The organism is Streptomyces sp. NPDC014995, from assembly GCF_043080745.1.
GTDB lineage: Bacteria > Actinomycetota > Actinomycetes > Streptomycetales > Streptomycetaceae > Streptomyces.
Genome location: NZ_JBIBVX010000029.1, coordinates 13,869 through 28,293, shown reverse-complemented (window position 1 = coordinate 28,293; position 14,425 = coordinate 13,869). Strand labels below are relative to the sequence as shown.

At 68.0% G+C, this 14,425-nt stretch carries 10 protein-coding genes and 3 pseudogenes; 5 read left to right on the top strand and 8 right to left on the bottom strand.

The window, feature by feature from the left end; translation table 11 throughout:
* The first annotated feature begins 27 nt into the window (after window positions 1-27).
* The gene (locus tag ACF1A1_RS37755; protein WP_392006498.1) at window positions 28-753 is read left to right on the top strand and encodes a DUF6817 domain-containing protein; all 726 of its coding nucleotides are present in this window, start codon (window positions 28-30) and stop codon (window positions 751-753) included.
* Window positions 754-845: 92 nt separating this feature from the next.
* On the opposite strand, the gene ACF1A1_RS37750 is transcribed toward ACF1A1_RS37755, so the two are convergent.
* The 3 genes from ACF1A1_RS37750 to ACF1A1_RS37740 all read right to left on the bottom strand — a co-directional run bounded on the left by ACF1A1_RS37750 (window position 846) and on the right by ACF1A1_RS37740 (window position 3,923).
* Window positions 846-1,346: a site-specific integrase gene (locus ACF1A1_RS37750; protein WP_392006496.1), complete on the bottom strand. Its 501-nt coding sequence runs from the start codon at window positions 1,344-1,346 to the stop codon at window positions 846-848.
* A gap of 125 nt (window positions 1,347-1,471) precedes the next feature.
* A complete protein-coding gene (locus ACF1A1_RS37745; RefSeq protein WP_392006494.1) occupies window positions 1,472-2,551 on the bottom strand; it encodes a phosphotransferase in 1,080 nt (359 codons plus the stop codon).
* A gap of 22 nt (window positions 2,552-2,573) precedes the next feature.
* A complete protein-coding gene (locus ACF1A1_RS37740; RefSeq protein WP_392006492.1) occupies window positions 2,574-3,923 on the bottom strand; it encodes an aspartate aminotransferase family protein in 1,350 nt (449 codons plus the stop codon).
* A 586-nt stretch (window positions 3,924-4,509) separates the two neighbouring features.
* On the opposite strand from ACF1A1_RS37740, the gene ACF1A1_RS37735 reads away from it, so the two are divergent.
* Window positions 4,510-5,679, top strand: coding sequence for an ROK family transcriptional regulator (locus ACF1A1_RS37735; RefSeq protein ID WP_392006490.1), 1,170 nt, complete (start codon window positions 4,510-4,512; stop codon window positions 5,677-5,679).
* A 309-nt stretch (window positions 5,680-5,988) separates the two neighbouring features.
* Window positions 5,989-6,282, top strand: a pseudogene (locus tag ACF1A1_RS37730) (transposase); the annotation flags it as partial.
* 116 nt (window positions 6,283-6,398) lie between these two features.
* Here the strand turns inward: ACF1A1_RS37730 and ACF1A1_RS37725 are convergent.
* Window positions 6,399-7,220: a helix-turn-helix domain-containing protein gene (locus ACF1A1_RS37725; protein ID WP_392006530.1), complete on the bottom strand. Its 822-nt coding sequence runs from the start codon at window positions 7,218-7,220 to the stop codon at window positions 6,399-6,401.
* 82 nt (window positions 7,221-7,302) lie between these two features.
* On the opposite strand from ACF1A1_RS37725, the gene ACF1A1_RS37720 reads away from it, so the two are divergent.
* Both ACF1A1_RS37720 and ACF1A1_RS37715 read left to right on the top strand, forming a co-directional pair.
* Window positions 7,303-8,121, top strand: a complete 819-nt coding sequence (locus ACF1A1_RS37720; protein ID WP_392006488.1) for a phytanoyl-CoA dioxygenase family protein — start codon at window positions 7,303-7,305, stop codon at window positions 8,119-8,121.
* Window positions 8,118-8,393 carry a hypothetical protein gene (locus ACF1A1_RS37715; protein WP_097222335.1) on the top strand — a complete coding sequence of 92 codons (276 nt, stop codon included), beginning with the start codon at window positions 8,118-8,120 and terminating at the stop codon, window positions 8,391-8,393. Before ACF1A1_RS37720 ends, ACF1A1_RS37715 begins: the two co-directional genes overlap by 4 nt.
* 516 nt (window positions 8,394-8,909) lie before the next feature.
* Here ACF1A1_RS37715 and ACF1A1_RS37710 read toward each other — a convergent pair.
* The 4 genes and pseudogenes from ACF1A1_RS37710 to ACF1A1_RS37695 all read right to left on the bottom strand — a co-directional run bounded on the left by ACF1A1_RS37710 (window position 8,910) and on the right by ACF1A1_RS37695 (window position 14,418).
* Window positions 8,910-11,564: an RICIN domain-containing protein gene (locus tag ACF1A1_RS37710; RefSeq protein ID WP_392006486.1), complete on the bottom strand. Its 2,655-nt coding sequence runs from the start codon at window positions 11,562-11,564 to the stop codon at window positions 8,910-8,912.
* A 360-nt stretch (window positions 11,565-11,924) separates the two neighbouring features.
* A pseudogene (locus tag ACF1A1_RS37705) lies at window positions 11,925-12,086 on the bottom strand (hypothetical protein); the annotation flags it as partial.
* Window positions 12,087-12,324: 238 nt separating this feature from the next.
* A pseudogene (locus tag ACF1A1_RS37700) lies at window positions 12,325-12,663 on the bottom strand (cellulase family glycosylhydrolase); the annotation flags it as partial.
* Between the two features lie 225 nt (window positions 12,664-12,888).
* Window positions 12,889-14,418: a glycoside hydrolase family 43 protein gene (locus tag ACF1A1_RS37695; protein ID WP_392006484.1), complete on the bottom strand. Its 1,530-nt coding sequence runs from the start codon at window positions 14,416-14,418 to the stop codon at window positions 12,889-12,891.
* Between the last annotated feature and the right edge of the window lie 7 nt (window positions 14,419-14,425).

Sequence of the window (14,425 nt, the reverse complement as noted above, 5' to 3'; positions counted from 1 at the left end):
AGCGATTCACCGGAAGGGCCATTGGCGGTGTCCGCCCGCCACTGGCCCTTGCCATGTCGTTTCCGGCACTCGAAAAGCGCAGTCGCGGATCCCGTCACGAACTCGACGGCTGCCGTCCAGACCGAGGCGGGGTGTGAAAGCGCGAGGCCAAGGGCGCACACCGAGGCAACGGCAACCCGTCCGGCGTCTTCGCGCGGTCCGGGCTCCAGGCGAAGGCACGGACGGGCGCCGACCGAGCGACGGAAGGAGCCCGCCCGTGTCTGCCTTCCCCTCCGCATCGCTCAGGCCGTTGCCTTCCTGCGCGATATCGGTGCGGCGGAGCTCGTCCGTCCCGGAGGGAGCCTCCTCGCGCGCCTCCAGCGCGTCCATGAGCAGCTCGCGGCGTGGGGCGCCCGCCCCGCCCTCCGGCTCGCGGGCCTGTGCCACGCGTACTACGGCACCGACGGCTTCCACACCGCGCTGCTGTCCCTAAACCGCCGTGCCGAACTCGCGGCGGTGATCGGAGCAACCGGGTCACCGGTCACGCTGGCCTCCCCGAACCTCAACGGCGTCACGACATCGCCGAGCGCACGGCCGCCAACGAACTCGACCTCGTCTGCATCGACCCGTCCTTCCGGGAACAGTAGGGAGGCGAACTCCTCGCCCTGTTCACCCGCTTTCGCCCCCTGCTCAGCCAGCCTGCCTGGTCGTCCTGCGATGCCGTTCTTACCTCGCAGCCATCCGCAGAGATTGAGGACAGAGGCAGTCTCATGAAGACCACACCCCATCCAGCGTCGGCGACATTAGAGCAGCTGGCGTGAGAGGGGACGGACTTTGCTCGTCATGAACACCTACGTGGCGCATCATCACAGGTCAGGGCCGACCGGAACACTCGGAGAGTCGGTAAAGGCGACTTCCTCGCGGATGGCCCATCGGAACAGGCTGGCGAACGCGGCCGGTTCACGCCCCCACTTCGACCCGCCAACCCGGTTTGGATTCCCCTCCGTCCTGCGCCGCCAGTGCTCATAGTCCTCCAGATCACTCGGCGTCGTCTCCAACCAGCCCCGCCCGCGCTTCCACAGGAATGTCAGTAGCAGGGTGATGTCCGTGACGTAGTTGCGGCGGGTCTCCTCCTCGTAGCGGCGGAAGGTGCCGGACTGGCAGTACAGGCTGAGGAGGGGGTCTACCCGGTGATGTGGTGACAGGAGGACGGGGTCGTCGGCCATCTCACCAACGGCGTCCTCGAGGGATGGGAGGTTGTCCCATCCCTCGACGACACCCGCCCGGACCCCTCCCCGTACCGCGTCCGGCGGTACCCAGAACACGCGCCGATTCACGGCAAGCGCACCCTTCTTGATTGGCTTCAACACGCCAATTCAAAAGGGAACTGCGCGATGCTGTTGAGACAATGGGTGTGCAGGGCTCGACGTCAGTACGCCCTGTTCGGGCCGGGCGCCGTCGAGCTCGCGCACGACCGGGGGGTCGCTCCTGTTCAGGCGAGGTCATGACGGCCTTCCCGAAGTTGCGCAATGACGTCGCCCAGGGGTACGGCCATGGCCCGCCCGACGTTGACCCAATCGTCCTTGGCGTGGCCGAGGAGGTAGTCGCGCCGTTCTGGTACGCGCTCCGCGCGCCAGTTCGTGATCAGCGCGCGCAGCGTGAGTCGTGCCAGCGCGGCAATCGGCAGCAGCGGAAGTTCCCAGTCCTCGATGGGGCGTGCCCGTTCGTAGCCGGCGACGAAGGCGCAGGCATCCCGCCAGGGGCGATCCGGCGCCCGGCCGAGCAGGTTCGCCAGGGAGACAGCAGGGTCGAAGATCACGGCACTGCGCATGGTGTCACCGAAGTCGATGACGCCGGTGACAAAGTCGTCGCCTTGCGGATCCACCACAACGTTGTAAGGGCTGTAGTCGCCATGGATCACTTGCGTTTCGAGATCATTCAGCCTCGGGACGACGGCTCTGTCGAAAAGCCGGAAGACCTCCTGAGCCAACTGACGGTGCTCGGTATTCGGCGTGTGCTCGACAAGTCCGGTCAGCTGGTGGAAATGCCGGAGGTCCCATACCAGCCCTCGTCGGTCCGCGGGGTGCTCAAATGCTTTCAGCGCCACGTCGACTCGTCCCAGCATCTCGCCCACCTGGGCGAGCTGTTCCGCGGTTGGATTCGTTCGTGCCAGGACCGGACCTTCGACGAAGTCGAACACCCGCAGGACTCGAGTCCTGCCGTCGTTCGTTTCGATGGCCACACGGTCGTCTCCGCCGACGGTCGGCTTCACCCGCTGGACCGGCAATTCCGGAGCGGCGCCTTGGAGAAAACGCATCACGGCGGTCTGTAGAGCGACAGTCATCTCTGCCTCGTCAGGGTGGGAAACCTTCACGAGGTAGTCGTTCGAGTCGGTCCTGAGCCTGAACGTGTCGTCCTTCTCCGTCGCCAGTCGATCGAGGCGTCCGCCGACGTGGTAATGCCGCTCAAGGAGGGCGCTCACCAGCATGACGTCGATGGGCTCGTGAGACGATGCCAGGCCGCTCTCCTCGAAGAGCCGTTGAGCGATTCTCGTTGCCGGTGAGTTGTTCATGGTCAGTTCCTTGGCCAGCCTGCTACAGACGGTCCTTCGCGATCTCGGAGAAAGTCTCCAGGAATCGGGTCACATCGGCGGAGGTGAAGGCCAGCGGGGGACGGATCTTCAGAACGTTCGCCGCTTTGCCCGTGCCGCTGATGAGGATCCGACGGTCGCGCATGTCGTTGATGACGTCTTCGGTGCGTGAGCGGTCGGGCTCGAGCGTCTCCCGGTCCTTGACGAGCTCCACACCGACGTAGAGACCGCTGCCGCGCACCTCAGCTACGTAAGGGGAATCCTTCGTGATCTCCTGGAGCCCTGCGCGCAGAGCCGTGCCGTTCTCGAGAGCGCGCTGCTGCACGTTCTCGTTCTCGAAGACATCCAGGACTGCGGCGCCGGCGGCCACAGGGATCGAGCTGCCGGCAAAGGTGTTGAAGTAGCGAACGTTCTGTCCGAACTCCTCGCAGACCTCGGGTCGGAAAACCACACCGGAGATCGGCAATCCGTTGCCCATCGGCTTACCCATGGTGACGATGTCCGGCAGCACAGCGTGGCGGGTGAAGCCCCACATCGAATCCCCGAGCCGGGCGAATCCCGACTGCACCTCGTCCGCGATGTAGACACCGCCGGCCGCGTGCACCTCCTCCACGACGGCCCTCATGTAACCGACCGGGTCCGTGAAGATTCCATCGCTGGAGTAGGCGCAGTCGGTGATCAGCGCCGCGAGTCGGTAACCGTGGCGCTCGAGGTCGTCGATCGCGCCGCGCACCTGGTTGCGCATGTGCTCGGCGAGCGTGGTTCCGGGCGCGACGAGCCGCGGGTCAGGAGGATCGATGAGCCGGACGTTCGGTCCCAGCGGTGATCCTGTGCCCAGAGTCGGCGAGAAGCTCGCCACCTCACGAGTGAGGCCGTGGTAGGCCCAGCGGGTCACGATGATGCCCTCACCGCCGGTGTGGAACCTCGCCACCCGCACCGCGAGGTCGTTGGCCTCCGACCCGCTGCACGCGAGACTCAGCTTCGACAGCTCCTCGGGGAAGGTCGCGAGAAGCCGCTCCGCATAGTCGACCAGCGACTCCTGGACGTAGCGGGTGTTGGTGTTGACTGCACTCATCTGGCGGGAGACGGCCTCGGCCACGTGTGGGTGGGCGTGCCCGACGCACGGAACGTTGTTGTACGCGTCGAGGTAGTCGTAGCCGTCGCGGTCGATCAGGTGGGCTCCGTGACCGGAGACGAACTCGACCGGCTCCTTGTAGATGAGCGTGTAACCAGGACCGAGCACCTTGTTGCGGCGTCGGATGGTCTCCTGGAGGTGTTCGGGGAGCTCGCTCAGGCCGCCCGGGTCGAACCGGTTGGGGTAGTGGGCGAGGGCTCGACTCAGCGTCGAAGTCATCGTGGGCACAACCTTTCGGCCTGGTTCCGTCGGAGTTGCTTGCTGCTGCGGCTGAGACCCTACCCGTTTTTGGTTCCAGTTCCAACCTGAAACAATAAGCCTGCGGGAGCTGCACGGTGCTCGTCGAGCCGGTACGGCGCTCCGTGAGGTCTCCTCGCGGTTATGTCGACCATGGCCTCACTCGACCCCGGGCTTTTCGCCGGCGCCCGTCCCGCCCTTCGACCCGATCATTGCTGCGTTCGTCAGGCAAGTCGATCTATAGCGTCTCAATCTAAGACCTTGATCCATCGGCCGACCAGCGCGACGCTGGGCCCCGAGTTACCGGCCAGGGGTAGGCTGACCGGCGGGAGGCGTTCCTGTCTCTTCGCTGGCCGCGGCCCCCGGAAGCTTCGACGACGGGCGTAACATCATCGAGCCTGCCCGTGGCAAAGCACCCCGATTTCCTGCGGCTCAGGCGGTCCGACTTGCCGGCGGCAAGGCGCTGACCGTGAGCGTCGGCTCGGCGACATGCGGTGCAGGACCGTTGATCGTCGCGTCCAAACCGGGCCCGGCTCGCTCGGCGTATCGGGCTCGCTATGGTCATGAGGTGACCAGCAACCCCACATCGCGCGACTACAACAAGGCCTCGGTCCTTGATGTAGTCCTGACCCGGGCGCCCTTGACGCGGAACGAGCTCATCGAGCTCACGGGCTTGAGCAAGGCCACGGTGTCCCGAGCCGTAGAGGAGCTTCGGGCGGATGGCTTCGTCATCGACGGCGGAGTGGATGAGGTTGTCGGCCGCGGCCGCCGGTCCACCTATCTGGACGTGCCCGGCACGACCGGGCACGTCGTGGGTATCAGCTTCGGCGCGCAGACCACCTGCGTCCTCGTGACCGATCTGAGGGGCCGCGAGGTCCAGCACGTGACGGTTCCCACCGAGGACCACGACGAGGTCAGGGCAGGCGCCGAATGGCTGGTCGGCTTGATTGCGAAGGCCAGCGAATCCGCACAGGGACCACTGCGCCAGGTCGTCGCCGCGGTGCCAGGCCGGGTCCGGATCGGCAAGGAGATCTTCGGCCCGGCGGAGCCGATGAAAATCTTCACTGGCTCTGATCTTCAGCGAGCCATTGAAGACCTGATCAATGCTCCCGTGCTCCTCGACAGTGACGCCAATGCGTCCTTGCTCGGGATCCTCACCAACGACGCCACCGTCAGGAACGCCGCGCTCTTCAGCCTCAGCACCAACCTGAACTTCGCCAGCTGCACAGATCACGAACTCGCCCGCGGGCGGACGCCTACCTTCGGGGACATTGGTGTGCTCTCCTCCGGGGTTGACGATGAGATCCTCGATGAGCTGCTGAGCACGAGAGGTCTTCTTCGCTTTGCCCGTGGGCGCGGACTCGACCTGGAACGCATCGAAGACCTCTGGCTGGAACCACACGAAGAGATGGCGCACGCCGAGGTGCTGGAAGCGTTCACCACGGCAATCGCGGCTGCTGTCAGCGTCGTCGCCGTGATGCTGGACCCTGAATCGGTTTATTTCGTGGGTCGATTGCGCCCGCTTGTCGAAGAAGTGCTTCCCGAGGTGCGCAGGCGACTGGACCAGAGCCTTCCGGCGGTCCCAGAGATCAAGGCGGTGACGCAGGTGATCGGCCTGTCGACGGCAGAAGGAGCGGTGTACGCGTGCCTGACCATGGCTCAGGGCCGGATACGAGACGCTGTGCTCGGGGCGCGTCGCCAGGGCCAACATACAGAGCGATCCGCACCAGCCTTCTGACTCGGCCACCAAACCAACCCACGCTTCATGTTGAAGCGAGGTTCCCCCGCTGCGCTGGGGTGGCTGTTCGTGGTGACGACTCTGCCTGTGCCGACTCTGGCCACCCGGTCCGTGCAAACCCCCAGGGCTGCAGGCGTCGGCGGCCCGACGTCGGGTGAGGCGTATTCGAGGGGGTGTTGCAACACAAGTTGATCGACTGGCTGTTGCCAGGAGCTTGGCGAGGCGCTCGGCTGGGGTAGCCCAGCCGAGCGTCTTTCGTGGTCGACTGTTCAGCTCGGCGGCCACGGCGTCCAGCTCCTCGCGGCTGCAACGAGACACGACCCCCACCGCGGCCGCCACTTCAAGCCCCGGCGTCTCCACGCGGACAAAGCCTACGACCGAGCCGACCTGCGAAAACGGTTACGCGGCAAACGCATCGGAGTACGGATCGCGCGCAAAGGCATCGAGTCCAGCGAACGATTGGGCCGCCACCGCTGGGTCATCGAGCGGACGATGTCCTGGCTGTCCGGCTACCGACGTCTGAGCCCTCGCTACGAGCGCGATCCTCGCAACTACCTGGCCTTTCTCGGCCTCGCCGCCGCCCTCTGCTGCTACAAACGACTGGAGACTGCCCCGTGTCGACGCGGGCCCGCCGGGCGGGGAGCACGCTTCGACGGTTATTCGATCACTCGTGGTATGGACCGTGGCCGCTCGGGGTCACGCCGAGCAATGAGGCCCCGTCAGCGGCACTGGCGTGCCGTCTCGATGGGGCTCTCGTGCGGGCCTCGGTCGCCCAGCCCCGTCGGGGCAGCCGCACGTACGTCGCGCGGGCTCGCGCCGAGTTCACGGCGGCAGGCCTTGTTGAAGGCCTGGAGGTCGGCGATGCCCACGGCCGCGGCGACGGCGGTGATGGACAGGGTGGAGGACAGCAGAAGGTGACGGGCGCGCTGAAGGCGTCGGTGCCGGATGTACGACACGACCGTGAGGCCGGTTTCCGCACGGAACACGCGTGTCAGGTGTGTGTGGGAGATTCCGACGGCGCGAGCGACGTCCGGTACGGACAGCGGGCCTGCCAGGTGTTCCTCGACGTAGGCCTGGGCTGCGGCCACGAAGGGGTGGCGGCGCCCGGCTCCCTCGCCCCTCGGCAGCTCGGCGATGCGCCACAGAGCGGTCCAGACCTCGGCCGTGGCTCGTGGGGCAGAGGTCGGCATGGCCGTCACCGCGTGTCGGAGCAGGTCGGCCAGGTGGGTGCTCTCGGCCGCGGCGTCCTGCATCACCGGCACCACCCGCGCGGTTCCGCCGTCGTGCAGCCGCAGGTGGACGTAGAAATGTTCCGACCTGCCCCGGTAGTGAAAGTGCACCTCCGTGTTCGGCGGCACGAGGCTGACGTGGCCAGGGCGTATGGGGTGGACCGACTGCCCGAGGGACAGAGCACCCACGTAGTGGTAGAGGTGCAGCTGCCACAGATCAGGCAGCCGGAAGACATCGTGGGCGGTGGAGACGCCGTGTACCCCGATGCCGGCATCAACCACGGTGGGCGCCTCGTCGAGCCGCAACGTCACGTGTTTCACGAGGACGGAAAATTACCAGCACTGGACGATTTCAGCCCACGACCGAGCCGGACTGGGCACCTACGTTCGTCGCATGTCAACCAGCAAGCAACTCCTGACATCTGTTCAGGTGGCGCGCTTCGTCGGGCAGGGATTCCTGCGCCTGGACGGGGTGGTGCCGCAGGAGATCAATGAGCGGGCCATCGCGGCCTTGACCGAGGGCCTGCCGGAAGTGTCCTACGGCACTCCGCTGGGCGGGGCGTTCGCGCAGGACACCTTCGTCCACGAGCTGCTCGCCCTGCCGGTCGTCGCGGGCGCTGTCGAGAGCCTGGTCGGCCCCGAGCCGACCGTCGACCACCATGCGGTTCATGTGCGCGAGCCGCACGAGGGACAGGCGCAGCCGCTCCACGGGGACGCGATCATCGACGTCCGGCAGGACGCGTTCGACATCCAGCTCATGTACTACCCGCACGAGGTGACCGCCGAGATGGGCGGCACCCTCAGCGTGCCCGGAAGCCATCTGCGCAGGATCAACGAGACGGACGTCGGCCGCGTCCAGAACCTCCGGGGACAGACCCGTCTGACCTGCCCGGCGGGCACGGTCGTTCTCGTCCATCACGGCATCTGGCACAGTGGCCGCCGCAACGACACCGCGGGCCGGCGCTACATGTACAAACTCCGCCTCAACCCGACCGTGCCGCAGGTGCGTCTGTGGGACGTCTCCGACCTGCACGACCCCGCGGTGACCGCGGAACTCAACACGTACTTCCCCTGGTACGAGTGGGCCACGGGCCGGCTGGAGATCTACAACCGGGTCCTGCTGTGGCGGGCCCTGACCGGAGACGACTCGTTCGACGTCGACTACTGGGTCACGCGCGTCAGCAACCGGCCGGCCCTGGGGAGTCACGCATGAGGCAGCAGGTTCTGGTCCTCTATCTCGCGACGTCGGCGCTGGACTCCCCCGTCGTGGGCTGGTCCCGCTACGACGGGACCGGCCGGACCCGTCCGACGACCGGTGACAGCGACGAGCCGCCCTATTCCACCGGGCTTGGCGCGTTGCAGGACGGGTGGCGTCTGTTCCAGGCCTCCCAACTGCTGCCCCCGCAGCCCGGTCACGAGTACGACGTCTCCTTCCTGAAGCACGAGTTCTTCTTCGAGAAGGTGGAGGACGGCCTTCGCCTTTGACACAGGTCACACGCTTCGACAGAACTACCTGCGTTTATCTGCCTCACCCTCGTGTAGACCGTCTCGAGAAAGAGATTGCTACGGCCCGAAGGGCATGTATATGACATTCAGGGTTTCGTGGCGGAGATACGGGAGTTGTACGGCGCTGCTCACCACGGCGGGGAGACGGCCTCGCCGACACGTCGTACGAGATCGGCGTTCCAGGGGTGTGGGCGGCTTGCGTACTCCCGGGCCTCGACGCCTCCATGCCCGCGGCTCTTCCGGCCTGCGGATGTGTCACCGCCAACGTCCTTCGACGGCTGGCCTCGCACCGCGTTTCACCGTGGTGGTCTGCTGAGCGTCGCCATCGGTCATCAAGGTCTCGGACCATGCTCCGCTCCGCCGCTGCGCATGTCGAGCAGGCCGTGTTGGACGCCCTGCCAGGGTGAGGTGACGCGGCCTACGCCTCCCGCGAGGTCTCTCAGCCATGGCGGGGCCGCCGGCCGTAGTGGCTGCGGCCCCGCTCGGGTGTGTGGGTCAGGACGGGTCGCCGTACTGGAGGCCGCGTCCGTTGGTGCCGACGTAGACGCGGCCGTAGGTGTCGGGGTCGCCGGTGATGACGCCGACGCCGCCGATGGCGCCCCACTGGTGGGCCTTGTCGTTGACGCGGAGCCAGGTGGCGCCCTTGTCGGTGGAGCGGAAGACTCCGGTGACGTCCTTGACGGTGCCGATCAGGTACAGGGCCTGGTAGCTGGTGCCCGGCTTGGCCTTGCCGAAGCCGAGGGCGGAGGCGGACTGCACCGTTTTGAGCGTGGTGAAGGTGCGGCCGCCGTCGGTGGAGTGCAGCAGCCCCTTGCCGCCGCCTGCGATCCACAGGTCCCCGGCGATGCCGGGGACGGCCTCGAGCCGGCCGTCGGCCGGCAGGTTGGTGGCGCGGGCGGTGAAGGTCGCGCCGCCGTCGGTGCTGGCGTAGAGCGTGCCACCGGACAGTGAGTAGAAGGTTCTGGCCGAGGAGCGGTCGGCGACGACCACGGCGTCGTTGCCCAGGCCGCTGACCCTCGACCAGCTCGCCCCGTTGTCGGTCGAGCGGTACGGGGCCTGACCGGCCTGGGTCCAGACGATGGTGGAGCCGTCAGCCGCGAGCGCGGCATGGCCGTCCTGGGCACCGGCCACCGGCTCTGCCTTGAAGCCGTTCCAGCTGGCGCCGCCGTCGGTGGAGTAGGCGCCGTCCTTGTCGCCGCCCCGGCCGACGCGGACCATCATCGAGGGCTTGGACTGGGCGAAGTCGATATCGGTGCTGTTGGTCATCAGCGGGTTCTTCAGTCGCCCGGCGGGCACCTTGGTCAGGGAGTCGTGGCGGAAACCGCCCTGGTCGCCCATGGCGGTGACGACTTGCGCGCCGCCGGGCGGGGCGACCGCGTCCAGCAGCGCGGTCTCCTCCAGCCCTCGGGCCCCCGAGCTCCAGTGGCTGGTGCCGCCGCTGTCGGTGGCGGTGGCGTCCTTGCTGCGCCAGATGCCGTTGCCGGTGCCGTACAGCACGTGCCCGGAGTTGAAGGGATCGATGGCCAGGGCGGTCATCCAGTGCCCGGTGTGGGTACCGACGTACGGAGCCGCGGAGGCGCTCCGCACCGATTTCTCGGCCAGTGCCTTCCACGTCGTGCCGCCGTCGGTGCTCCGGTAGATCTCGTCCTCGGGCCACCAGCGGCCGAGGGTGGTGACCATCACCGTGGAGGGCTTGCGCGGGTCGACGGCCAGACCGGAGAACCCGTAGCTGCCCTGGGACGGGGAGACGTTCTTCCACGCCCCGCGGGCCGGCGTGTACTTCCACACCGAACCCGCCGTCACACCGTTGGGTCCGAGGGCGTTGGTGTACGTCAGGTACAGCGAGCCGTCACCGGAGAGCACGCCGTGCTGCGGCAGTTGGCCGGTGGGCTGCCCGGAGACGGCCTGCCAGGTGCTGCCGCCGTCGCTGGAGCGGTAGAGGGAGGTGGACTTGTCGGCGACGCCGACGTAGATCGTCTTGCTGCCGGCCGGGCCGTACGTCACGAAGGAGATGCCCGCGCCGCTGCTCGCCCCGTCCTTGACGGGGAACGAGGAGACCTGCCGCCATGTCTTGCCGTGGTCGGTGCTGCGCCACAGGCCGTTCTTGCGGGTCCCCAGCAGCAGGGTGCCGTTGTCCGACGGGTTGATCGCCAGCCGTTCCCCCGTCCCGCGGCCGTCCTCGTTGCCGCCCAGCTTGAAGGGCAGATCGGTGCGCTGGAAGGTGCGGCCCCGGTCGGTGGAGCGCAGGATCGCGCCGTTGCCCGCCCACTCGTTGGTGTAGGTGCCCGCCGCGAGATAGAGCCGCTTGGGGTCGACGGGGTCGGTGGCCAGCGAGTCGATGCCCAGCAGATTCCAGTCCTTCTCGCCGAGCCAGTCGGTCAGCGGGATCCACTGCTCGGCCCCGGTGTCCCAGCGGTAGGCGCCGCCCATGTCGGTGCGCGCGTACAGCAGGCCCTTCTCCCGTGGGTTGAAAACCAGCCCGGTGACGTAACCGCCGCCCACCACCTGGGCGTTCTGCCACCTGTACGGTCCGGCCGCGGCCGTGGTCTGCGCCCCGCCGGTCCCGGCCGCCTGGGTCTGGGCCGTCTTCACCAGCTTCCACTGCTGGTTGGTGCCGCCGTGGCCCGGATACTGGATGACCGCCGCGCCCTGGGCCGTGGAGCCTCCGAAGACCTCCAGGACCTGGCCGCTCCGGCGGGAGGTGAAGGTGACGGCGTCGGAACCGCTCACATCACTGATCCGCCACTCCTGGGAGGTGGCGGAGCTGTCGGTCTGCTGCTCGGCGGCGGCCGCCTGGGCGGTCGAATTGCCCGCTATACCCAGCACTTTGCCGCTGTTGCGATTCACCAGCTCGTAGTAGCCGTCCCCGGTGGGTCTCAGTCTCCACTGCTGGTTGGCGGCGTTCTGGTCGGTGTACTGCTGGATACGGGTGCCGTCGGCGGTGGAGAAGCTGCTGACGTCCAGCACCTTGCCGCTGCGCACGGAGACCAGACGGTAGTAGGCATCGCCGTCGACCGTCGCGGCCTGCGAGTCCTCCTGCGCGAACAGGAGATACGGCACGACCGCGGCGGGCACGCCGAGCATCACAGCGGTGGCGGTCCAGCGACGGCGGTGTCGGCCGCGGCGCCCGCCGTTCGTGGGGTTGTTCATGGAGAGGCGTTCTCCTTGCATGCTGTTCAACAGTGGAAAGCAGGATCCCGGCCCCGGAACTGGCCGGATCCGCTTCCTTGTCGCCACAGGTTCCGCACAGGTTGCCGCGAGCCGGGAACTTTTTCAGATCACCTCGTGGCGCGGTAGGCGCTGATCCATCTGGAGGAGGGCCCTCGCCCCTGATCCGGTGCCGGAACCGCGCCCGAGCGGCCCCGGATCAGTAGCCGTGGATCATCTTGTAGGCGACCTCCGGGAGGAACTGTCCGGCCGAGGAGCCGGCTCCCACGCCGCAGTTGCCGTCGGACGGGAGAACCGGGCCTGGAGCGTGGCGTTCACGCCGTACTCGCGGTCACCCGTCAGCCGGGTCAGCGCGCCGGCCGTGAGGACGAGCCGCGTCTTGTCCCACAGGGTGTAATCGCGTCCCTCGACGAGCTCCGTCTTGCCGTGCCACGGTCCCGGGAACCTGGACCCGTTCAGATTCAGAGTGACCGCCTTGGCCGTGATCGGTTCCGACTTCGGCACAAAGACCCTGTCGAAGGAGGCCGTTCCCGAACGGGTGGTCCAGCCGGCCTTGATCCAGGCGATCCAGGGCCGGGTCCGTCCACTTCAGGGTCTCCCGGTTCAGGTAGGCCCGAGTTCCGGGGTCCCACAGCGCGGTGGTGACTCCGGCGAGGCGTGCCGCGTGTCCGAAGTGCTCGTAGTACTTCAGCGCCTCGCCCCGCTCGACACGGGAAGGATGGGTGTGGTCGGGGTAGCCGAGCAGGCCGTACTCACCGAGGTAGACGGGGATGTCCCTGGCGACGAAGGTGTCGCGCATGCGGGCGAAGGCGTCGTTGAGGTCGTTGCGGGCGACCTCGTCGTAGTGGGTGCCGCCCGCGAGGTTGATGCTGAACGGATACCAGCTGTAGTAGTGCACGGTGGCGATCAGATGGCGGTCGTTCAGCGACTGGTGGTCGGACCAGGTCACCGGGATCCGGACGCTGCGGAAGCCCTCCCCGCGGATGGTGGTGAACAGGTCCCGGGTGACCTTCGGGTTGCCCCAGTTCTCCTCGTGGGGAATGGCGTCCAGGGTGTTGCCCAGGTTCCAGCTGGGCTGCATCGCGGCGACGGCGTCCATGGCGCGGGCCGGAACTCTGATGGCGGACCATGTCGGCTCTGCCGTGTGGTCGGTCGCGGCGGTCGAGGCGCCGCCGGCCAGACCCAGCATGACGGCGAGGGCCAGGAACAGGGGGCAGGCGGCTGGTGCCGCGGCCGCGGTGGTGCGCGGGTTGCCGTAGGTCCTGCATGTGTGGGCCCTTTCGGTTGGTCGTGCCCTTCTGTCGGTTCAGCCTTCGAGGGGCTCGTAGTCGAACCAGTCGAAGTGGACGGTGCCCGCAGCCGCGTACATGCCGATGACGCGGCCGGTGAAGCCGCCGGCGACCTCGGTCGACAGGTAGCGGCCGTCGAGGGCCGCGAGTTCGGTGAACGTGCCGTCGGGTTGCTCGATGCCGAGGGAGACGATGTCGGGTCCGGTGCACGGCCCGTGCGGAGGCGGTGGGTCCGAGATGGTGAGGGCGAGGACCAGTGGCCCGGCGGGTACGGCTTGTTCGGCCACGACCGTGCGCAGGGAGCCGACGCGCGCGATCACCCGTACTTCCGTTCCGGACGCCTCGATCGCGTAGTGGTGCCGCTCGTCGAGGCGGACAGCGAGGCCGCCGCGACCCTGCTCCGGGTCGACCAGGGTGCGGGCCCGGCAGGTGAGGTGCTGCTGGCGGCGGCCGGTGAACACCGCGTCGGGCTCGTCCAGGGAGCCGCCCCGCGCGTGGAGCGTCAGCCATCCGGGGCGCTCCTTGGTGGTGCAGAGCTCGGTGGGGCGGTCCCGCACGGAGATCCAGGTCGGCCCGAGTGCGCTGAGCTCGAAGTCGTCGCGCCCTTCCTCGACGGGGGCGGGGGAGAGCGGCCACGGGAGCGTGGAGAGGTCCGTGGTGACCTCGCCGACGACGGGCCAGTCGTCCTCCCAGGTCACGGGTGCCAGAAAGGTCTCCCGGCCGAGCACGTGCCAGCCGGGGGTGCCGCCGCGCGGCCGGACGCCGAGGAAGACCATCCACCACGAGCCGTCGGGGCCCTGGACCAGGTCGGCGTGGCCGGTGTTCTGGATGGGGTGGTCGGTGCCGCGGTGGGTGAGGATGGGGTTGGCCGGGCACGGCTCGAAGGGGCCGGTCGGCGTGCGGCCGCGGGCGATGGACACACCGTGGCCGCGTTCGGTGCCGCCCTCGGCGATGAGCAGGTACCAGTAGTCGCCGATCCGGTACAGGTGCGGCGCCTCCGGGGCCTTGGCGCCGGGGCCGCCGGACCAGAGCTTGTGCGGTGTGCCGTACGTCTGCCCGGTGGACGGGTCGAGGCCGACCTGTGCGACCCCGGCGACAGTGCACCAGCAGGTGCCGTCCTCGTCCCAGGCCAGGTCGGGATCGATGCCGGGTACGTCGGGTGCGGGGATCGGATCCGACCACGGTCCGGAGGGGGCGGTGGCGGTGACGATCAGGTTGCCGCCGCCCTCGCTGCAGTTGGTGACGATCAGCCAGAATCGGCCGTCGTGGTGGCGCAGGGTGGGGGCGTAGATGCCGCCCGAGGAAGGCATGGAGGCCGGCAGGCGCAACTGCTCCGGTCGGTCCAGGGCGTTGCCGATCTGCCGCCAGTGCACGAGGTCGTGGCTGTGGAAGAGGGGTACGCCGGGGAAGTACTCGAAGCTGGAGCAGGCGAGGTAGTAGTCGTCGCCGACCCGGCAGATGCTCGGGTCGGGGTGGAACCCGGGGAGCACGGGGTTGGTGGCGCTGGCGGGCTGGTTCTGGGCGGGCACCCTTGGTCGTCCTTTCATCGGGTGG